Genomic DNA, 21,113 nt, shown 5'->3' on the forward strand with positions numbered 1-21,113 from the left:
CGGGGAACGAAAGGAATTAGCGCAAGACCAACAGCAGGCCCAGAACCACCACCGCACCAATGCTCATTGAAGCCACATACCAGCGCAGATAACCGTTCTCGCTCACCAGCAGGCCGCGGCCCCCGAAGCGGGCAAGGACTGCCGGAATGTTCATCAGCGAGTTCAGCGGATCGCGCTTCAGCAGCCAGGCAATGCCGAGGAATGGCTTAACGAAGACTTTGTCGTACAGCCAGTCGAAGCCCCAGGCATGGAACCACCAGGTCCCGAAGAAGCGGCCAGGCGCGCTGTTAGCGATAGCCGTCACCAGCGTGCGTTTGCCCAGCCACAGCCATGCTGCAATCAGGATGCCCGCGATGGCGACAACACCAGAGGTTATCTCGAGCGTCAGCACGCTACCGTGTGCAAGTTCAGCCGTTGCCGGCAGCACGCCCGCTAACGGCGGAACAATCATTGCGCCAACGAAGGTGGACAGCACCAGCAGCACAATCAGCGGCAGGTGGTGAGTAATGCCTTTACCCGCGTGAGCGTGGATCTGCTCTTTACCATGGAAGACGATGAAGATCATACGGAAGGTATACAGGGAGGTCATAAACGCACCCACCAGCCCCGCAATCATCAGATTCATATGACCATTTGCCAGCGCACCGGCAAGGATTTCGTCTTTACTGAAGAAGCCTGCGGTAATCAGCGGCAGAGCGGACAGCGCCGCGCCACCGACCAGGAAGCAGACGTACACCAGCGGAATGGACTTGCGCAGGCCACCCATTTTGAAGATGTTTTGCTCGTGGTGGCAGGCCAGAATCACCGAACCGGATGACAGGAACAGCAGCGCCTTGAAGAACGCGTGGGTCATCAGGTGGAAGATAGCCGCATCCCACGCCTGCACGCCCAGCGCCAGGAACATGTAGCCAATCTGGCTCATGGTCGAGTAAGCAAGCACGCGTTTGATGTCGGTCTGCACCAGGGCGGCAAAGCCCGCCATCACCAGAGTGATCGCGCCCACGATACCGACCAGATGCAGCACTTCAGGCGTCATCAGGAACAGGCCGTGAGTACGGGCAATCAGGTAGACGCCAGCGGTAACCATGGTTGCCGCGTGGATCAGCGCAGAAACAGGCGTTGGACCAGCCATCGCATCCGCAAGCCAGGTTTGCAGCGGAAGCTGTGCAGATTTACCAACCGCACCGCCCAACAGCATCAGGGTTGCCCAGGTGAGCATCTGATTGCCAGCGGCGAAGTGCGCAGGCGCCAGCTCCACCATTTCGCGGAAGTTCAGCGTGCCCAGTTCGTTGTAAAGAATGAACAGCGCGAAAGCGAGGAACACGTCACCCACACGGGTAACCACGAACGCTTTCATGGCCGCCGCGCCGTTCTTCGGATCGGTGTAGTAGAACCCGATCAGCAGATACGAGCACAGGCCCACGCCTTCCCAGCCGAGATACATCAGCAGCAGGTTATCGCCCAGCACCAGCACAACCATGCTTGCGATAAACAGGTTGGTGTAGGCGAAGAAGCGAGAGTAGCCCTCTTCCCCACGCATATACCAGGAGGCGAACATGTGGATCAGGAAGCCCACGCCGGTCACCACGGAGAGCATGGTCAGCGACAGGCCGTCCAGCACCAGGTTGAAGCCGATGTTGAAATCACCCACCGACATCCAGGTCCACAGCGGCTGCACGAACGCCTGACGGCCGTTGTTGAAGAAATCAACGCCCGCAATGGCGGTAACCAGCGCGGCCAGGCCGACAGAGCCAATCCCGATGGTGGCAGACAGGTTTTCAGACCAGCGGCCACGGGAAAATGCCAACAGAACAAAGCCAATAAATGGCAAAAGAATGGTTAACCAGAGAAGGTTCATCCACGCATCTCACTTACTGAATCGATATTCAGATTCTGGCGACGACGATGGAGCTGCAGTAACAGCGCGAGGCCAATACTGGCTTCGGCGGCCGCTAAGCTAATCGCCAGGATATACATCACCTGACCGTCGGCCTGGCCCCAATAACTACCGGCAACCACAAATGCGAGCGCCGCGGCGTTAATCATGATTTCCAGGCTAATCAGCATGAAAAGCAGGTTGCGACGGATGACCAGCCCCGTCAGACCCAGCACAAACAAAATGGCTGCGAGGATGAGTCCATGTTGCAACGGGATCATACGTGCTCCTCCGTTTTTCTTTTTGTAGCCATTTCTGGACGGTTGCTCAGCACTTCACCCATGCGGTCTTCACGACCCAGGTGGAAGGCAACAATCAGACCCGCCAGCAGCAGCATGGATGCCAGCTCAACGGCCAGAACGTATGGCCCGAACAGCGCGATACCGACCTGCTTGGCGTCAATTGCCGTGCCGTCGATGCCCTGGTCGTTAAGACCCAGAATCGCGTAAACCAGCACGGCCAGCAGGATGGCGGACAGCACGCCCGGCCCAATCCACAGCTGCGGCTTCAACCACTCGCGCTCCTGCTGCACCACCGAGTTACCCAGGTTAAGCATCATGACCACGAAGACGAACAGCACCATGATGGCCCCGGCGTAAACGATAATCTCCAGCGCACCGGCAAAATACGCGCCGAGCGAGAAGAACACCCCGGCGATAGAGAGCAGAGAGATAATCAGATACAGCAGCGCATGCACCGGATTACTGTGCGTGATCACCCGCAGGGTGGTCAGGATCGCCACTAAGGCGCATATATAAAAAGCGAATTCCATTCCTGACTCCTTAAGGTAACAGGCCTTTGACGTCGATAGGCTTGGCTTCGTTTTCCGCTTCGCCCTTATCTTTGCCGTCGATTGCCATGCCTGCCATCCGGTAGAAGTTATATTCCGGGTATTTGCCCGGACCGGAAATCAGCAGGTCCTCTTTTTCGTAAACCAGATCCTGACGTTTAAACTCACCCAGTTCGAAATCCGGGGTCAGCTGAATCGCCGTTGTTGGACAGGCTTCTTCGCACAGGCCGCAGAAGATGCAGCGTGAGAAGTTAATGCGGAAGAATTCCGGATACCAGCGGCCGTCTTTGGTCTCTGCTTTTTGCAGAGAGATACAGCCAACCGGGCAGGCAACCGCACACAGGTTACAGGCAACGCAACGCTCCTCGCCGTCCGGATCGCGCGTCAGCACGATACGGCCACGGTAGCGTGGCGGCAGATACACTGGTTCTTCCGGATACATCTGCGTTTCGCGTTTCGCGAAGGCGTGCAGACCGATCATCCAGATACTGCGTACCTGGGTGCCGAAACCAACCACTAACTCTTTCAATGTCATGGTTTTTTCACCCCTTATGGTGCCTGATAGAGAATGACCGCGGCGGTCACCAGCAAGTTGACAAGCGTCAGCGGCAGGCAGATTTTCCAGCCAAACGACATCACCTGGTCATAACGAGGACGAGGCAGCGCTGCGCGAATCAAAATGAACATCATCATGAAGAACGCGGTTTTCAGCGCGAACCAGATGAACGGTGGTAACCACGGGCCATTCCAGCCACCAAAGAACAGCGTCACAATCATGGCGGAGACGGTGACGATACCGATGTATTCACCCACGAAGAACAGACCGAATTTCATACCAGAATATTCAATGTGGTAGCCATCGGCCAGTTCCTGCTCGGCTTCCGGTTGGTCAAACGGGTGACGGTGACACACCGCCACGCCCGCAATCGCAAAGGTTATAAAGCCAAAGAACTGCGGGATGACGTTCCACAGGTGCGCCTGGTTGTTGACGATATCGCCCATATTGAACGAACCGGCCTGAGCAACCACGCCCATCAGGGAAAGACCAAGGAACACTTCGTAGCTCAGCGTCTGCGCGGATGCACGCATTGCGCCCAGCAGGGAGTATTTGTTGTTACTTGACCAGCCCGCGAACAGCACGGCGTAAACCGCGAGGCCTGCCATCATCAGGAAGAACAGGATACCGATGTTCAGATCCGCAACCACCCAGCTCGGGCTGACCGGCACGATAGCAAAGGCCAGCAGCAGCGAGGTGAAGGCGATCATCGGTGCCAGAGTAAAGATCACGCGATCCGCGAAGCGCGGAACCCAGTCCTCTTTAAAGAACATCTTGATCATGTCGGCAACCAGCTGGAGCGAGCCGCCCCAGCCAACGCGGTTTGGTCCATAACGGTTCTGGAACAGACCGAGCAGACGACGTTCACCGAAACTCATGAACGCGCCGCAGGTGACGACAACCAGCAGGATAACCACCGCTTTGAGGATGGTAAGCAGAATGTCGATAACATCCGGTGTTAACCAACTCATTGCGCAGCCTCCTGCAGATTTTCAAGACGGGCACCGGCCAGTACCGGGGCAATGCCAGGCATGCCCATTGGCAGACCAACCTGCCCTGCTACCAGACCTTCGGACAGCTGCAGCGGCAAGCTCAGCGTCTGGCCTTCGTAGCTGAAGGAGATCAGCTGACCGGCATTCACGCCAAGCTTCGCGGCGTCTGCCGGGTTGAGAGTAATGTGTGGTGTGACCATACGGCTCTGGAAGACAGGAGAACGCTGGGACATCTCGTCGCTACCGAACAGGTGGTAGTACGGCGCGATACGCCATTTGCCTTCTTCTGCCTGGAAGCTTTCCGGCACGGTAGCGAAGAAATCGATCCCCGTGTCCGCTGCTTCAATCAGACGCACGCCCGGATCGCCGTGGCGCAGCTTGCCGCCCACTTCGGCCTGGAATTTGTTCCATGCCTGCGGTGAGTTCCAGCCTGGTGCCCATGCGAACGGGATCTGCTGGCGGTCGGCCAGCGGGCTGTTGTTCCCTTCCATAGAGAAGGCGAACATCGTGTCTTTATCCTGCGGCTGACGCGGCTCATGTACGCTGATATTAGCGCGCATGGCCGTACGACCGCTTGAGCGGATAGGAGAACGAGCCAGTTTCTGACCGCGAATACGGAAGCTTGCGTCCGGCGCGGCATCTTTAATACCGGCCAGCTGCGGCAGCGCTTTCACGCAGGCGTCGATAACGTGATCGAGCTGCGTCCAGTCCACTTCACGGCTCAGCACAGTGCTGTGCAGCGAGTGCAGCCAGCGCCAGCTTTCGAGCATCGCCACGTTTTTGTCGTAGTAGGCCGGGTCGTAAACCTGGAAGAAGCGCTGGGCGCGACCTTCGTTGTTGACGACCGTGCCGTCGCTTTCCGCAAAGCTTGCGGTTGAGAGCACCAGATGCGCTTTGTCCATGATCGCCGTACGCTGATGGTCGATGACCAGAACCAGCGGTGCTTTAGACAATGCTGCATCAACGCGAGCGGCTGAAGCATGACGGTGAAGATCGTTTTCCAGCACCACAACCGCATCGGCCGCGCCGCTTTCCAGCTCGCTCAGCGCCTCTTCAAGAGAGCCGCCGCCAATCATGCCCAGACCAACGCTGTTCACGGCGCGGGCAATCATGGTGATACCCACATCGGCACCGCGACCTTTCAGCGCTTTCGCAACGTTCGCCGCAGCCTGAATCACCGCTTCGCTGCCTGAGTTAGTCCCGGAAACGATAAGTGGCTTCTTCGCACCCGCCAGCGCCTGAACAATCACGTCGACCTTGTTTTTCAGGTCGCGATCCAGTTCGACTGCCGGAGAGTTGCTGTCCAGCGCGTTGGCAATCGCAAAGCCCAGGCGGGCCTGATCTTCAACCGGTGCGCGGTAGGTCCATGCTGCGATGTCATCCAGGCGGGTGTTATCCACGTTGGTAACAAACAGCGGATGCTTAGCGTGCTGGCCGATGTTCATGATTGCCGCGATCTGCCAGTCAGCCACTTTCTGTGCTGCTGCCATTTCACGTGCTTTGCCTTTCACTGCCTGACGAATCGCCAGCGCGGCGCGAGCGCCGGTCTGAGTGACATCTTCACCCAGAATCAGTACCGCATCGTAGGATTCGATTTCACGCAGCGCAGGGGTATGAACTCCGCTTTCGCGCAGCACTTTAAGCATCAGCTGCAGGCGAGCCTGCTCCCCTGCCGCAATGCCGGTATAGAAGTTGGCGGCACCCACCAGCTCACGCAGCGCGAAGTTGCTTTCAACGCTGGCACGCGGGGAGCCGATACCGATAACCTTCTTCGACTGGCGCAGAATATCTGCCGCGCCCTGCATCGCCTGTTCGGCGTTCAGGGTAATCAAATCGTCGCCACGGCGCTGAATTGGCTGGCGTGGACGGTCTTTCAGGTTCACATAGCCATAGCCGAAACGACCGCGGTCACAGAGGAAGTAGTGGTTGACCGTGCCGTTGTAGCGGTTTTCGATACGACGCAGTTCACCGTAACGTTCGCCCGGGCTGGTATTACAGCCCAGAGAGCACTGCTGGCAGATGCTCGGTGCGAACTGCATATCCCACTTACGGTTGTAACGCTCGGAGTGAGTTTTGTCGGTGAAAACGCCTGTCGGGCAAATCTCTACCAGGTTGCCGGAGAACTCGCTTTCCAGCGTGCCGTCTTCCGGGCGACCGAAGTAGACGTTGTCGTGAGCGCCGTAGACGCCCAGATCTTTGCCGTCTGCATAATCTTTGTAGTAACGCACGCAGCGGTAGCAGGCGATACAGCGGTTCATTTCGTGAGAGATGAACGGGCCGAGATCCTGATTGCGGTGCGTACGCTTGGTGAAACGATAGCGGCGGAAGCTATGACCGGTCATCACGGTCATATCCTGCAGGTGGCAGTTGCCGCCCTCTTCACAGACCGGACAGTCGTGCGGGTGGTTGGTCATCAGCCACTCCACAACGCTCTCGCGGAACTGCTTCGCTTCGCCGTCATCAATAGAGATGAACGTACCGTCTGAAGCCGGTGTCATACAGGACATCACCAGGCGACCACGGGTATCTTCTGCGTTCTGATATTGCTTCACCGCACACTGGCGGCAAGCACCGACGCTGCCCAGCGCCGGGTGCCAGCAAAAATAAGGAATATCGAGCCCAAGGGAGAGACAAGCCTCTAGCAGGTTGTCGGCCCCGTTGACCTCATATTCTTTGCCGTCTACATGAATCGTAGCCATAGTCAGCATGCTTCCAGTTGGCCTGAGTAATCTCAGGCGTTAATCAAAAATTCTTGTGCGACCTTCACCGCCCGTTTTACTCCCTCGCCCCTTTGGGGAGAGGGCCGGGGTGAGGGGCCATATCACCAGCGCGTTTTTAACAGGTTCGGCTGAATGCCACCGATGGCACGCAGATTTCCGAGATCCTGTTTGGCAATGCCTGCTTCGAATTCTTCGCGGAAATATTTAATCGCACTCTGCAATGGCTCAACCGCGCCCGGCGCGTGTGCACAGAAGGTTTTACCCGGACCGAGGAAACGACACAGCTGCTCGAGCGTTTCGATATCCCCAGGCTGGCCTTCGCCACGCTCCAGCGCGCGCAGAATTTTTACGCTCCACGGCAGGCCGTCACGGCAGGGTGTACACCAGCCGCAGGATTCACGGGCAAAGAACTCTTCCAGGTTACGCACCAGCGGCACCATGCCAATTTCATGGTCTACGGCCATCGCCAGCGCCGTACCCAGACGGCTGCCCGCTTTACCGATGCTTTCAAATTCCATCGGCAGGTCAAGGTGAGATTCGGTCAGGAAGTCTGTCCCTGCCCCACCCGGCTGCCAGGCTTTGAATTTCAGTCCGTCGCGCATGCCGCCGGCATAATCTTCCAGGATTTCACGTGCGGTAGTCCCGAACGGTAATTCCCAGACGCCTGGATTTTTCACGCGGCCTGAGAAGCCCATCAGCTTAGTGCCAGCGTCTTTGCTTAGCCCGCCGCCAATGCCCTGGTACCACTCAACGCCATCCGCCAGAATCGCCGGGACGTTACACAGCGTTTCAACGTTGTTGACGCAGGTTGGTTTGCCCCAGACGCCGCTTGAAGCAGGGAAAGGTGGTTTTGAACGTGGGTTCGCGCGGCGGCCTTCCAGGGAGTTAATCAGCGCGGTTTCTTCACCGCAGATATAACGCCCGGCACCGGTGTGCACGATCAGCTCAAAATCAAAACCAGACCCGAGAACGTTTTTACCAAGCAGGCCCGCTTCGGTCGCTTCTGCAATGGCACGGCGCAGGTTCGCTGCCGCTTCAATGTACTCGCCGCGCAGGAAGATGTAGCCGCGATAAGCTTTCAGCGCGAATGCGGAAATCAGCATACCTTCCACCAGCAGGTGCGGCAGCTGTTCCATCAGCAGGCGGTCTTTATAGGTGCCCGGCTCCATTTCATCGGCGTTACACAGCAGGTAACGGATGTTCATGGATTCGTCTTTCGGCATCAGGCTCCACTTCAGACCAGTGGAGAAGCCCGCGCCGCCGCGGCCCTTCAGGCCCGCGTCTTTTACGGCGTTAACGATGTCGTCCGGCGCCATACCGGTTAATGCTTTACGCGCACCTTCATAACCGTTTTTGCTGCGATATTCATCCAGCCACACCGGCTGTTTGTCATCGCGCAACCGCCAGGTCAGCGGATGGGTTTCGGCAGTACGAATAATCGTCTTCATTTATACTGCTCCAGCAGGTCAGGGATCGCTTCCGGCGTCAGATGGCTGTGAGTATCGTCATCAATCATCATGGTCGGCCCTTTGTCGCAGTTGCCCAGACAGCAGGTCGGCAGCAGGGTAAAGCGACCATCAAACGTGGTCTGGCCCGGTTTGATATTCAGCTTCGCTTCGATAGCGGACTGAATGCCCTGGTAGCCCGTGATGTGGCAAACCACGCTGTCGCAGTAGCGAATCACGTGGCGGCCCACCGGCTGGCGGAAAATCTGGCTGTAGAAGGTGGCAACGCCTTCGACGTCGCTGGCAGGGATGCCCAGCACGTCAGCGATGGCGTAAATTGCCCCGTCCGGCACCCAGCCACGCTGCTTCTGAACGATCTTCAGCGCTTCGATGGACGCGGCGCGAGCATCTTCATAATGGTGTTTTTCGTGCTCGATCGCTTCACGCTCAGCCGCACTCAGCTCGAAAGCTTCGGTTTGTGGTTGTTGATTCTCGTGCATAGTTAGCGGTCCACATCTGACATGACAAAATCGATACTACCCAGATAGACAATCAGGTCAGAGACCAGGCTGCCGCGGATCGCCGCCGGGATTTGCTGCAGGTGCGCAAAGCTCGGGGTACGAATGCGGGTACGGTAGCTCATGGTGCTGCCGTCGCTGGTCAGGTAGTAACTGTTAATCCCCTTGGTTGCCTCAATCATCTGGAAGGATTCGTTGGCCGGCATGACCGGGCCCCAGGAAACCTGCAGGAAGTGAGTAATCAGGGTCTCGATATGCTGTAGCGTGCGCTCTTTCGGCGGCGGCGTGGTCAGCGGATGATCCGCCTTGAACGGGCCAGCAGGCATGTTTTTCAGGCACTGGTCAAGAATACGCAGGCTCTGGCGCAGCTCTTCTACCTTCAGCATCACGCGGGTATAGCAGTCGCTCACGCCACCGCCGACCGGGATTTCGAAGTCGAAGTTTTCATAGCCAGAGTAAGGGCGGGCTTTACGGATATCGAAGTCGATACCGGTGGCGCGCAGGCCAGCACCGGTGGTGCCCCACTCCAGCGCTTCTTTCTTGCCGTAAGCGGCAACGCCCTGGGAACGGCCTTTCAGAATGGTGTTACGCAGCGCGGCTTTCTCGTAGGAATCCAGACGCTTCGGCATCCACTCGAGGAACTCTTTCAGCAGGCGCTCCCAGCCGTTCGGCAGGTCGTGTGCCACACCGCCGATGCGGAACCAGGCCGGGTGCATACGGAAGCCGGTAATAGCTTCAACCAGATCGTAGATTTTCTGACGGTCGGTGAACGCGAAGAATACCGGCGTCATCGCCCCAACGTCCTGAATGAACGTGGAGATATACAGCAGGTGGCTGTTGATACGGAACAGTTCGGAGAGCATGACGCGGATGACGTCAACGCGTTCTGGCACCTTGATGCCCGCCAGTTTCTCAACGGCCAGCACGTATGGCATTTCGTTCACGCAGCCGCCGAGATACTCGATACGGTCGGTGTAAGGAATGTAGCTGTGCCAGGACTGGCGCTCGCCCATTTTCTCAGCGCCACGGTGGTGGTAGCCGATATCCGGTACGCAGTCGACAATCTCTTCACCGTCGAGCTGCAGGATGATGCGGAACGCACCGTGCGCGGACGGGTGGTTTGGCCCCAGGTTCAGGAACATGAAGTCTTCATGTTCGCTGCTGCGCTTCATGCCCCAGTCTTCAGGCTTGAAGGTCAGCGCTTCCATTTCCAGATCTTCTTTCTGTTTGGTTAACTCAAACGGATCGAATTCGGTGGCGCGAGCCGGGTAGTCTTTACGCAGCGGGTGCCCTTCCCACGTTGGCGGCATCATGATGCGCGTCAGGTGCGGGTGGCCGGTAAAGGTGATGCCAAACATTTCCCAGGTTTCACGCTCGTACCAGTTGGCGTTCGGGAAGAGTTTGGTGATTGTCGGCACGTTCAGATCGTTTTCTGAGAAGGCCACCTTGAGCATGATGTCGCGGTTGCGATCGATAGAAATCAGGTGGTAGAAAACGGAAAAATCCGCGGCCGGTAAACCGTCGCGGTGAGTTCTGAGACGCTCGTCCATGCCATGTAAGTCGAACAACATGACATAAGGCTTCGGCAATCTTTTCAGGAAATCGATAACTTCCAGTAGCTGTTCACGCTTGACCCAGACGACCGGGACCCCGGTGCGGGTTGGCTGAACGCTGAAGGCATCCGGCCCAAAACGGTTACGCAGTTCGCCAATTACCGGGTCATCCAGATGATCCCTTGTCTGCCAGGCTGGCAGGGCGGCGTCTTGCGCGGTTAAATCGGTCATATTTCTCACCATTGCAAATGGTTCTGTGGTGACTGTCGGCCAGCAGCTCCGCGCTAATATTATTGATATGCGAAGCAGTGTTTGCTGGCTACAGGCGCAAATTAAATCTCGTCTGGCGACCTCAGATTGGTCACAGCAATTCGCTCGCCGCGCTTACGCTCGCGCTCGGACTGCATGTTGGCGCGGTAAACGCCCTGATCGCCAACAACCCACGACAGCGGGCGGCGCTCTTTACCAATCGATTCCTGCAGCAGCATCAGCGCCTGCATATAGGCTTCTGGACGCGGCGGGCAGCCCGGGATGTAGACGTCAACCGGCAGGAATTTATCCACGCCCTGCACGACGGAGTAGATGTCGTACATGCCGCCTGAGTTGGCGCAGGCACCCATGGAGATTACCCATTTTGGCTCAAGCATCTGGTCGTAAAGGCGCTGAATAACCGGTGCCATTTTGGTGAAGCAGGTCCCGGCGATAACCATCAGGTCAGCCTGACGAGGAGACGCGCGCAGTACTTCTGCACCAAAACGGGCCACGTCATGCACGGCGGTAAACGAGGTCACCATCTCTACGTAGCAGCAAGAAAGGCCAAAGTTATATGGCCAAATTGAGTTTTTACGTCCCCAGTTAACCATGTCGTGCATGGCATGCTCGAGCTTGCCCATGTACACGCTACGGTTAATTTCTGCGTCCAGTGGATCGGTAACGATTTCCTGTTTTTGCAGGGGATAACGGTCATTCTCACCGTTGTTGGGGTCTATGCGGGTGAGCGTATAGTCCATCTTATTGCCTCGCTGTTACTGCGTATGACGGTTAGTGAGACTGTCGGTTTCCGGGTTGATTTGCTCACGGCGCGAACGCGCAGGAGTCCAATCGAGCGCGCCAATACGCACCAGATACACCAGACCAGCCAGTAGCACTAAAATGAAAATTGCGGCTTCCGCGAAACCAATCCAGCCACTTTCCCGAATGGAAGTAGACCACGCATAGAGATACAGGGCTTCCACGTCGAAGATAACGAAGAACATGGCCACCAGGTAAAACTTAGCGGAAAGGCGTAAACGCGCGGTACCAACGGAGTCAATACCTGACTCGAAGGGGGTATTCTTGTGCCGGCCCTTGGCTCTCCCGCCGAGGAACCATGCCCCGAGCAGCATTACGCAACACAGGCCAACGGCAACAATAAGAAAGACAGCGAACGCCCAGTGATGAGCGATAACTTCAGTGGTTGTTGACATACTCATTGCTTACTCATCAAAAGTGGCGCTAAAACCTCTGCTCTTGGCTGGCAGATGAACACCACATCGATTCATGGGGAGGAACAAATAACCTTACAATAACTGCCGGAAAACAGAAATTTACCAGCAAATTGATGGGGTTTTTTACTCCTTTCTATAACCTTTTGTCAACTTTAACAAAAGTATCCACACATTAATTTACATCGACGCCAATTCATTAACATTTAATGCCTAATACTCGATGTAACCGAATTATTAATCAGCTTTAACTGTAGGTGAATCGTGTCCGTAAGGCGCGGAAAAATATGCAGCCCCTCTATTTTGGCAGGAAATCACAACTATTCCTCCCCCTAAGAGGGAGTATTTTCTTGATCTGAGACACGCTTTTGTTAATTGGAAGCCTAAAGGAGCAACATTGCCGCCCGTTTTTTAACAATTCCTGGCACTCAGAATTTGTCAAAGGGCATTTGCAAAAAGCGTCACCGCGCAATGATAAATAATTGTTTATATTGTTATTTTTATTGCTTATAAAAAAATAAGCGCACATTTTGATAAAAAATGGGCCGCTGGAAGAAAAATTCGCCCCAGCGGCCCGTTTTATACAGCTAACAATTTGTTACCAACAAATTCCTAAAAACTAGTCGATATCGCGCTCAACCAGCAGCGGATCGCTACCCTCTTCCGGCGTTGCTGCATAAGCATACGGGTTCGGGCTGGTTTCCATCGCGCTGAAGATTGCCTGCGCCATCTCATTGTTGGTATTCGGGTCGCGACAGAGCAGATAGCGGGTATCCGGCATGGCAGGCAGACCGTCCGAGGCGCCCAGCACGCGAAGTTCAGGGCTCATCATCTCCACCGGCCGCGCGGTGATCCCCAGACCCGCCTTCACTGCCGCTCTGACGGCGGCAAGCGTGGAAGCCACATAGGAGATCCGCCACGGAATGCGTTCAGCATTAAGATGTTCAAGCATCATGTCGCGATAGGGGCTTGGGTCGTCGAGCAGTACCAGCGGCACGGCCTCCCCTTTCTGGAAAACGTAATCCGCCGCGCAGTACCATAACGTTGGCGAGGTGCGCAGTACGATAGAGTCAAAATGCGCAGGCCTGGAAGTCGTGACGACCAGATCAACTTCCTGCTGGTTCAGCATTTCAATCATGAAAGGATTACGTTTGACGCGCACATCGAGCGCCAGCTTCGGGTAGACCGAACTCACCCGATTAAGCAGGAAAGGTAAAATCGTATCTGCGGTTTCGTCTGATGCGCCGATTGTCAGCACGCCCTGCAGATTACTGAACATTAAAGACGAACAGGCTTCATCGTTAAAACGAAGGATTTTTCGCGCATAGCCCAGCAGCTGAATGCCGTGCTCCGTCAAAAGTTTGTTACGCCCATGACGCGCAAAGAGTTCTTTTCCTACCAGTTGCTCAAGGCGCTGCATCTGCTGACTGACGGCGGACTGCGTGCGGCGCACTGCTGCGGCAGCGGCCGCAAAGGTGTTCAGATCGGCAACCGCAACAAAAGTCCTCAACAGATCGAGGTCGAGATTAAGGATCGGACGATTTGCGTTAATCATAATTTTTTCACTAGTAGGTTGCTCTTACGAGTCTGCCCTTGTTCTATTGCTGTGATTTATCAAAGAGATAAAGCAATTCCATTTACAGAACGGATCCTGAGAGTTTTTACTGCCATTGGGTTCAGTCGTTCTGACAAGTAATTTTTATTACCGCTGCGTCTTCTCTATTTTGAGAAAATCGACGCGGGATATTGCACTGACGAATACAACATACAAATAATCGTCTCGTCGTACCAGTGTGTTTAATTAAAAAAGCGTAATATTTGTAAACTCACTTCAGGAATGATTTTAATTATTCCTGGCGCAGGTAAGAAACGCAGTACGTGAAATCCGGCCTGGAGACTAGCGGCGCAAGCACGGGCGCAGAAACAACGAGACATCAGTGAACTACCAGTAACACAGGGGATAATCCGAAAATGAGGTAATGCAACTACCTTATTCCGGGGGTATCTTACCGCAAATCAACACAACTTATAAGGTAACATGCGAATTATCTGATCTCATTCTCTTTTTTTCACATCCACCCAGCCAGTTTATTCTTAACGTTGAGTGATTTTGTCACGCGCTATAATAAATTCACCTTAACTATTACTCATGCATATATTAATTACATCTCGGATGAAGATTATAAACATCTTCTTAACGCCTGAACTTTGCTATTCATCCGGGTGCATGAACATTCATTTTTCCTTATGCATTGTTCAATAATGTTACAAATGGATAGCGCTACTGTAAGGGTCGATCGCCAGCGGTAGTGGATAAAATCATACTAAAAGCCATAAGCCAGAGAATCATGTTGGACAAGGTTAAATTTTAAAAACAAAAAACCAACAAAGATTTCTATAGCTAAACTTTCGACTTACTCAGCGGGACAAACATGCGCAACTTCCCACCTCGCCTCGCTTCAAATCTCGGGCCTGCAGGAGTACATTGGTGCCTGGTTGCTTCCACGGCAGGAAGTAACGCTCACATTTAAGGTCGAAGGTTCATGTCCCCTATCGAAAAATCCAGCAAATTAGATAACGTCTGTTACGACATTCGCGGTCCGGTTCTCAAAGAGGCAAAACGCCTGGAAGAAGAAGGCCATAAAGTGCTTAAGCTGAACATCGGCAACCCGGCGCCGTTCGGTTTTGACGCCCCGGATGAAATCCTTGTCGATGTGATCCGCAACCTTCCGACCGCGCAAGGATACTGCGATTCGAAAGGGCTGTACTCCGCGCGCAAGGCTATCATGCAGCATTACCAGGCTCGCGGTATGCGTGATGTAACCGTCGAAGACATCTACATCGGCAACGGCGTGTCCGAACTCATCGTCCAGTCGATGCAGGCGCTGCTGAACAGCGGCGACGAAATGCTGGTACCGGCCCCGGACTACCCGCTGTGGACCGCCGCCGTGTCTCTTTCCGGCGGTAAAGCGGTTCACTATCTGTGTGATGAATCCGCAGACTGGTTCCCGGACCTCGACGATATCCGCGCTAAAATCACGCCCCGCACCCGCGGCATCGTAATAATCAACCCGAATAACCCAACCGGGGCAGTCTATTCGAAAGAGCTGCTGATGGAGATCGTTGAGCTGGCGCGCCAGCACAACCTGATCATCTTCGCCGATGAGATTTACGACAAAATCCTTTACGACGAAGCAGAGCACATCTCCATCGCCACGCTGGCGCCGGACCTGCTGACCATTACCTTCAACGGGCTGTCCAAAACCTACCGTGTCGCGGGCTTCCGCCAGGGCTGGATGGTGTTGAGCGGGCCGAAGAAGCACGCGAAAGGCTATATTGAAGGGCTGGAGATGCTGGCCTCGATGCGTCTTTGCGCCAACGTCCCCGCCCAGCATGCGATTCAGACCGCGCTGGGTGGCTATCAGAGCATCAGCGAGTTTATCGTGCCCGGCGGGCGTCTTTACGAGCAGCGCAATCGGGCATGGGAGCTGATCAACGATATTCCCGGCGTTTCGTGCGTGAAACCACGCGGCGCGCTGTATATGTTCCCAAAAATCGATGCCAAACGGTTTAACATCCACGACGACCAGAAAATGGTGCTGGATTTCCTGCTGCAGGAGAAAGTGCTGCTGGTACAGGGCTCGGCGTTCAACTGGCCGTGGCCGGACCATGTGCGTATCGTCACGCTGCCGCGCGTGGATGAGCTGGAGATGTCCATCAACAAATTTGGGCGTTTCCTGGGGCATTACCACCAGTAGTCTGATTCACGCAGGGTGGTCATCCACCCTCTTACCGGCGGGTGACGCTCTGCTTACCCGCCCTACGCATAATTCGGTGATCCCATGAGTCAAAGTCATTTCTTCGCCCATCTCTCCCGCCTGAAACTCATTAATCGCTGGCCGCTGATGCGCAACGTGCGCACCGAAAACGTCTCGGAGCACAGCCTGCAGGTGGCAATGGTTGCCCATGCCCTGGCGGCGATCAAAAACCGTAAGTTCAACGGCCGCGTGAACGCCGAGCGTATCGCGCTGCTGGCGATGTACCACGACGCCAGCGAAGTCCTGACCGGCGATCTGCCCACCCCGGTGAAATACTTCAATTCGCAGATTGCCCATGAGTACAAAGCGATTGAAAAAATAGCCCAGCAGAAGCTTATCGATATGGTGCCGCAGGAGCTGCGGGATATCTGGGCGCCGCTGATTGATGAACATCAGTGCAGCGAAGAAGAGAAAGCGATAGTGAAGCAGGCCGACGCGCTTTGCGCCTATCTGAAATGCCTGGAAGAGCTGTCCGCCGGAAACAATGAGTTTCTGCTTGCAAAGAGCCGTCTGGAGAAAACGCTGGCCGACCGGCACAGCGAAGAGATGGATTACTTCATGAACGTGTTTGTGCCGAGCTTTCAGCTGTCGCTGGATGAGATAAGCCAGGATTCACCGCTCTAGGTGATTTATTTAAAGGTGACGGTTATTACTCTGTAAATTGGTCAGCATTAACTGGGGGACGCAGGATACCCACAAAAGGAACCGCGCCCCCAGACAACGTTAACCCCAGAGAGCGCCCTGAATCGGTGCCGTGAAACCAGCGGGGACAGTGTCTAACCGGCCATCTGACGCAGGCAATAGTGATGGTGATGACGCCAATAAATGTTGGACCGGCTGTATTCGGTCGTTGATTGTTGATTGATCCCAGAGGGTTCCGTCAGCAAATTCTACGTACTCAATCCCCTCTTCCATATTCAAATTTTATGGAGTTCTGTTGCAATTTAACTTTCTTCATTGACTGCCTTAACAAGAGGCCCAACTGCAAATTTAGTTATAAAGAAAATAATAAGCGCAAGAAAAATAAAATATATTATTAAATCACTCACCCAACCCTCTCTAACATCCTTAATATCCTTTCTTACACTCTCTCTGGAGATAACAACAACATTATTAACCGTAAGTTGTAACAATCTTGATTGTCTGAAAAAAAAATTAGTTGGTTGATTAAACCACAAAACTTCCGCATCTTTACCTTTCCAGCTCTCAAAGTAATCCCTTTGAAAGTGATCGCCTTTATATTTCTTATATAGTTCTCTATCATTGATGCAGTCTTCATGCACATTAGGTCTAGCCCTGCAACTAAAATACACTTCCCTGCCGGCCACATAGATTCCAGGAACATAGTCCCCTCGACCTACATACCTATATATAAACTCACCTTTAACATGCTTAATATCTTTATCCTCTGGGAAGTAAGCACACCAGGAGTAAATTAATGGCGGCAGAATCATAAGACTAAAAAAAACACCACTTAATAAAGTAACACTTACTTTTGAACCCAGGAAAAATCGAACTATTCTTCTACCGCCCAGCATTCCCGCTTGAGCATTATCTTTTACTTTCATTTCCAGCCCTTGCCTTAGCTAAGGTCATGAGTCCAGAATAGACACAGCCAAAGCAAACACTATGCATATTTTGACTGGATTTCAAACTGCGGCGGGAAGTTTTATACTGATTTTAATATTTTACTTTTTCATGGCCATTATTTTATATAAAAGCATCAGGGCGGTGGCTAAGATCGCTTTAATAATTTACAGGAATGAATGACAGGGGAATGTGAGAGTTTCAGCAATATTGGCTAACTAGATAGATTTCCTTAATATCTTTTTCTCTTGAGGAAGGGAAAACAGCAGTTCCAAACTAAACCACAAATTAAAATTGCAAGGCTATCCAGAACACCATTTAAAATACCGGCCAATTCTATACTCGAGTCCTTAGATGCCATGCTGGCAAGCGTAAGCACACCGCCTGCGACCGTTAGCACCGTTGCTGTCGCTATAAGAAAGGGACTAGAAGCGGCCGCAGCTCCCATTAAAGCTACAGTACTTGCAAAAGAAGCAATATTACCTAATGCTGAATAAATATCACTATTCTTAATCGTTCCATCCTTTTGGTAGGATTGCAGCATGCCATTTAAATCGTAATAAAGACCTGAAGCAGATAACATTCCCGCCATCAAGGGTACTGATTTTCCGGCAAATTTAATAGTGTATAGTTCTTTGCCAATCATCTCCCACACTGAAGCACTTGTTTGCGCTGCACTTATACCGACTTTTATAAAACTTTCTATGTCAATGCTTGATTTATTGTACTCAACTATATTATTAACAGTAGAAGCCGAACTGGTTTTCCCAGTCAAATATGCCAATATAGAACCATATCCCGAACTTATTAATGTGTTCGCCATATTGAAACCCTCAAATCCTCATTGATACAGACTAATCAAACTCCATGCAAAAAACCATCCAATTTAATTCGCACGTTTAATTACTTCATAAATCATCCTTAATTGATCTTATAAAATTGCCAGCAATAAATTCATTGAAAACCAGAGAAAAAATCAAAAGACAAATAAGATAAAAGGCTAAATCATTTACCCAATTTTCTCTATTTTCATCAATGACTCTCCTGACGTTTTCTGCAGGTATTACTACTACACCATCAACTATGAGTTCTATTAACCTTCTTTGTTCGGAAAAGAAATAAACAGGCTGGTTAAACCATGATATTTCCGCATCCTTACCCTTCCAGGTTTCAAAACGATCCCTTTCTAAACTATCTCCTTTGTATTTTTTGTAGAGCTCTTTATCATTAATGCAATAATGATGTAGCCCAGCCTGTTTTTTACAGCCGAAATATTCTTCCCGCCCTGAAATGTCAATACCAGGAACATAATCTCCTTTTCCAGCAGCCTTATATATAAACTTAACTTTTCTGTGTTTTATATCTTTACTTTCTGGAAAGAAAACACCCCAGGAATAAATTATCGGTGGCAAAGTCAACATACTAAAAACCACAAAGAAGAGGAAAAATATTCCCCATCTCGTCCCCAGTAAAAATCCAACTATTCTTTTGCCAATTCTATCTTCACCCGGCATTCCCGCCTGAGCATTATCCTTCACTTTCATTACAATCCTTTGCCTTTGCTAACGTAATGAATCAAGAATAGAGACAGCCAAAGTAAACACTATGCATATTTTGATTGAAATTCAAACTGCGGAGGGAAGTTTTATACTGATTTTATATTTTATTTTTTCGTGGCCATTATTTTATATAAAAGCATCACGGCAGTGGCTAAGGTCGCTTTAATAATTTGCGGGAAGGCATTGTGGGGTAGGCGCGAGTCTCTGCTATCCGGGCTGAAGATACAGAGACTCTGGCTATAATCATTTAATTAGAAGGGGAACAGCATCGGCACCATTACAACGCTTACCACCATCACAATTACCGTGAACGGCACGCCCAGCTTTACGAAGTCGCTGAACTTGTAGTTGCCCGGTCCCAGCACCAGCGTGTTCACCGGGGAAGAAACAGGCGTCATAAACGCGGCGGAAGCTGCGAGCGCCACAATCATCGCAAACGGATAAGGGGATACACCCATTGTTTTTGCGGCAGCCAGAGCAATTGGCGCCATTAATACGGCCGTTGCGGTATTAGAGATAAACAGCCCGATAGCCGCACACATCACGAACAGGCACACCAGCATGATGTACGGCCCGTAACCGCCTCCGAATGACATTAATCCACTGACGATTAAATCCACCCCGCCGGTTTTTTGCAGCGCCAGCGCGAACGGCATCATGCCGACGATCAGAATAATGCTCGGCCAGTGAATCGCTTTATAGGCGCTTTCCATGTCGATACAGCGGAATTTACCCATCAGCAGGCAGGCAATGATGGCCGCGATGGGGTTGGGAATTTCATCCGTCAGCATCAGCGCCACCATCAGGGCCAGGCAGAAGATGGCGTGCGGGGCCTGGCTGTGCGCAGGAGAGGCTTCACCCTCTTCCACCGGCAGGTTCAGCACCAGGAAATCGCGGCTTTTCTGGTTCAGCTGGCTGATGAGCTTCCAGTCCCCCACCACCAGCAGGATATCCCCCAGCTGAAGGGCCTCATCGACCAGCACGCCTTCCAGCGCCTCGCCGCTGCGCTTCAGGCCTACCACGTTCAGCCCGTAGCGGGTACGAAAGCCGATTTCTCGCAGCGTCTGCCCGATAAGCTCTGAATCCGGGATCATCGACACTTCCGCCATTCCCACGTCCAGCGCCTGGTCAGAGAAGTAGTCTCCTCGCAGCACCATAGGCTCCAGCATCTGCTGGGTGCAAAACTCCCTGAGGTCCACATCCGAGGCGGACATATCAATCAGCAGTACGTCGCGGGCGCGGAACTCCGTAACCCCGGTAACGTTGACGATCACGCGACGGAATTTACGCCAGCGCTCCAGGCCAATCACGTTGGCCCCATAACGCTCACGCAGTTTTAAATCATCAAGGCGGTGGCCCACCATAGGTGAGCCGGGGCGGATAGCCAGGCGACGGGCGCGTCCGGTCAGGCGATACTCTTTTATCAGGTCACGGAACGTGCGCCGCTTCCATCCCGCCCTGCCTTCTTCCTTGCTCTGGCCGTTAAGGGCGAACCGCGCGAACAGCATATAAAGGATACCGAGAACCAGCACGACTAGACCGATTGGCGTGACGCTAAAGAAGTTGAAGCCCTGCAGCCCTTCGCGCAGCAGCTCGCTGTTGATAACCAGGTTAGGCGGCGTGGCGACCAGCGTCATCATGCCGCTGATAAGGCCGGCGAAGCTCAGCGGCATCATCAGCCGCGACGGGGAGATTTTCATGCGCATGGAGACGCTGAGTACAACGGGGATAAAAATGGCGACTACGCCGGTGGAGCTCATAAAGGCACCCAGTCCGGCAACGGTCAACATCAGCAGGACCAGCATTTTCGTTTCGCTGCTGCCCGCAGCGCTGACCAGCCAGGATCCCATCTTGGTTGCCACGCCGGTGCGCACCAGGCCGTCGCCGATAATAAAGAGGGCGGCAATCAGAATAACGTTAGGATCGCTGAAGCCGGAAAAAGCTTCGCTGAGCGTGAGCGTGCCGCTAAGCACGAAGGCGACAATCACCAGCAGCGCGATGGCGTCCATCCGAACCTTGCCGGTGGCGAACAGCACGACGGCAATGCCCAACAGCGACAGGACCCAAATCAATTCCGAATTCAAAACGCGTCCTTGTTTTCCGAAAATTAACCGAATGCGCTGAGCATGCCATAAAAAAACCCCGCCGGTGCGGG

At 53.3% G+C, this 21,113-nt stretch carries 19 protein-coding genes; 2 read left to right on the forward strand and 17 right to left on the reverse strand.

Going from position 1 to position 21,113, the window contains the following annotated elements; genetic code table 11:
• Positions 1 to 16: 16 nt before the first annotated feature.
• The 12 genes from nuoL to lrhA all read right to left on the reverse strand — a co-directional run bounded on the left by nuoL (position 17) and on the right by lrhA (position 13,549).
• Complete coding sequence (gene nuoL, locus AAE045_RS12865) at positions 17 to 1,858, reverse strand: NADH-quinone oxidoreductase subunit L (RefSeq protein WP_455548080.1); 1,842 nt, start codon at positions 1,856 to 1,858, stop codon at positions 17 to 19.
• A complete protein-coding gene (gene nuoK, locus AAE045_RS12870; protein WP_121268556.1) occupies positions 1,855 to 2,157 on the reverse strand; it encodes an NADH-quinone oxidoreductase subunit NuoK in 303 nt (100 codons plus the stop codon). Before nuoK ends, nuoL begins: the two co-directional genes overlap by 4 nt.
• A complete protein-coding gene (gene nuoJ, locus AAE045_RS12875; RefSeq protein WP_455425233.1) occupies positions 2,154 to 2,708 on the reverse strand; it encodes an NADH-quinone oxidoreductase subunit J in 555 nt (184 codons plus the stop codon). The genes nuoK and nuoJ overlap by 4 nt, the downstream gene beginning before the upstream one ends.
• A 10-nt stretch (positions 2,709 to 2,718) precedes the next feature.
• Positions 2,719 to 3,261, reverse strand: a complete 543-nt coding sequence (gene nuoI, locus AAE045_RS12880) for an NADH-quinone oxidoreductase subunit NuoI (RefSeq protein ID WP_202303082.1) — start codon at positions 3,259 to 3,261, stop codon at positions 2,719 to 2,721.
• Positions 3,262 to 3,275: 14 nt separating this feature from the next.
• The gene (gene nuoH, locus AAE045_RS12885; RefSeq protein ID WP_455548081.1) at positions 3,276 to 4,253 is read right to left on the reverse strand and encodes an NADH-quinone oxidoreductase subunit NuoH; all 978 of its coding nucleotides are present in this window, start codon (positions 4,251 to 4,253) and stop codon (positions 3,276 to 3,278) included.
• Entirely contained in the window at positions 4,250 to 6,973 is a 2,724-nt protein-coding gene (nuoG, locus tag AAE045_RS12890) for an NADH-quinone oxidoreductase subunit NuoG (protein WP_455548082.1), read from the reverse strand. Before nuoG ends, nuoH begins: the two co-directional genes overlap by 4 nt.
• A gap of 122 nt (positions 6,974 to 7,095) precedes the next feature.
• On the reverse strand, positions 7,096 to 8,442 hold the full coding sequence (nuoF, locus tag AAE045_RS12895) for an NADH-quinone oxidoreductase subunit NuoF (protein ID WP_455548083.1): 1,347 nt from the start codon (positions 8,440 to 8,442) through the stop codon (positions 7,096 to 7,098).
• Positions 8,439 to 8,939, reverse strand: coding sequence for an NADH-quinone oxidoreductase subunit NuoE (gene nuoE, locus AAE045_RS12900; protein WP_202303090.1), 501 nt, complete (start codon positions 8,937 to 8,939; stop codon positions 8,439 to 8,441). Before nuoE ends, nuoF begins: the two co-directional genes overlap by 4 nt.
• A 2-nt stretch (positions 8,940 to 8,941) precedes the next feature.
• Entirely contained in the window at positions 8,942 to 10,753 is a 1,812-nt protein-coding gene (nuoC, locus tag AAE045_RS12905) for an NADH-quinone oxidoreductase subunit C/D (RefSeq protein ID WP_455548084.1), read from the reverse strand.
• 89 nt (positions 10,754 to 10,842) lie between these two features.
• Positions 10,843 to 11,520: a NuoB/complex I 20 kDa subunit family protein gene (locus AAE045_RS12910; RefSeq protein WP_455425238.1), complete on the reverse strand. Its 678-nt coding sequence runs from the start codon at positions 11,518 to 11,520 to the stop codon at positions 10,843 to 10,845.
• 15 nt (positions 11,521 to 11,535) lie between these two features.
• Positions 11,536 to 11,982 (reverse strand): NADH-quinone oxidoreductase subunit A, encoded by a 447-nt coding sequence (gene nuoA, locus AAE045_RS12915; RefSeq protein ID WP_455425239.1) that lies wholly within the window; start codon positions 11,980 to 11,982, stop codon positions 11,536 to 11,538.
• A gap of 631 nt (positions 11,983 to 12,613) precedes the next feature.
• Positions 12,614 to 13,549: a transcriptional regulator LrhA gene (lrhA, locus tag AAE045_RS12920; RefSeq protein WP_455548085.1), complete on the reverse strand. Its 936-nt coding sequence runs from the start codon at positions 13,547 to 13,549 to the stop codon at positions 12,614 to 12,616.
• A gap of 988 nt (positions 13,550 to 14,537) precedes the next feature.
• Between lrhA and alaA the strand changes: the two genes are divergently transcribed.
• On the forward strand, positions 14,538 to 15,752 hold the full coding sequence (gene alaA / locus AAE045_RS12925) for an alanine transaminase AlaA (protein WP_455548086.1): 1,215 nt from the start codon (positions 14,538 to 14,540) through the stop codon (positions 15,750 to 15,752).
• A gap of 84 nt (positions 15,753 to 15,836) precedes the next feature.
• A complete protein-coding gene (yfbR, locus tag AAE045_RS12930; RefSeq protein ID WP_455548087.1) occupies positions 15,837 to 16,436 on the forward strand; it encodes a 5'-deoxynucleotidase in 600 nt (199 codons plus the stop codon).
• Positions 16,437 to 16,535: 99 nt separating this feature from the next.
• On the opposite strand, the gene AAE045_RS12935 is transcribed toward yfbR, so the two are convergent.
• The 5 genes from AAE045_RS12935 to AAE045_RS12955 all read right to left on the reverse strand — a co-directional run bounded on the left by AAE045_RS12935 (position 16,536) and on the right by AAE045_RS12955 (position 21,042).
• Positions 16,536 to 16,727 carry a calcium-binding protein gene (locus AAE045_RS12935; protein WP_455548290.1) on the reverse strand — a complete coding sequence of 64 codons (192 nt, stop codon included), beginning with the start codon at positions 16,725 to 16,727 and terminating at the stop codon, positions 16,536 to 16,538.
• Positions 16,728 to 16,756: 29 nt separating this feature from the next.
• Positions 16,757 to 17,380 carry a hypothetical protein gene (locus AAE045_RS12940; protein ID WP_455548088.1) on the reverse strand — a complete coding sequence of 208 codons (624 nt, stop codon included), beginning with the start codon at positions 17,378 to 17,380 and terminating at the stop codon, positions 16,757 to 16,759.
• Between the two features lie 251 nt (positions 17,381 to 17,631).
• Positions 17,632 to 18,222 (reverse strand): hypothetical protein, encoded by a 591-nt coding sequence (locus AAE045_RS12945; RefSeq protein ID WP_455548089.1) that lies wholly within the window; start codon positions 18,220 to 18,222, stop codon positions 17,632 to 17,634.
• A gap of 85 nt (positions 18,223 to 18,307) precedes the next feature.
• The gene (locus AAE045_RS12950) at positions 18,308 to 18,943 is read right to left on the reverse strand and encodes a hypothetical protein (protein ID WP_455548090.1); all 636 of its coding nucleotides are present in this window, start codon (positions 18,941 to 18,943) and stop codon (positions 18,308 to 18,310) included.
• 266 nt (positions 18,944 to 19,209) lie between these two features.
• Positions 19,210 to 21,042, reverse strand: a complete 1,833-nt coding sequence (locus AAE045_RS12955) for an SLC13 family permease (RefSeq protein ID WP_455548091.1) — start codon at positions 21,040 to 21,042, stop codon at positions 19,210 to 19,212.
• Positions 21,043 to 21,113: the final 71 nt, after the last annotated feature.

The organism is Dryocola clanedunensis (assembly GCF_038405435.1).
Taxonomy (GTDB): Bacteria; Pseudomonadota; Gammaproteobacteria; order Enterobacterales; family Enterobacteriaceae; genus Dryocola; species Dryocola clanedunensis_A.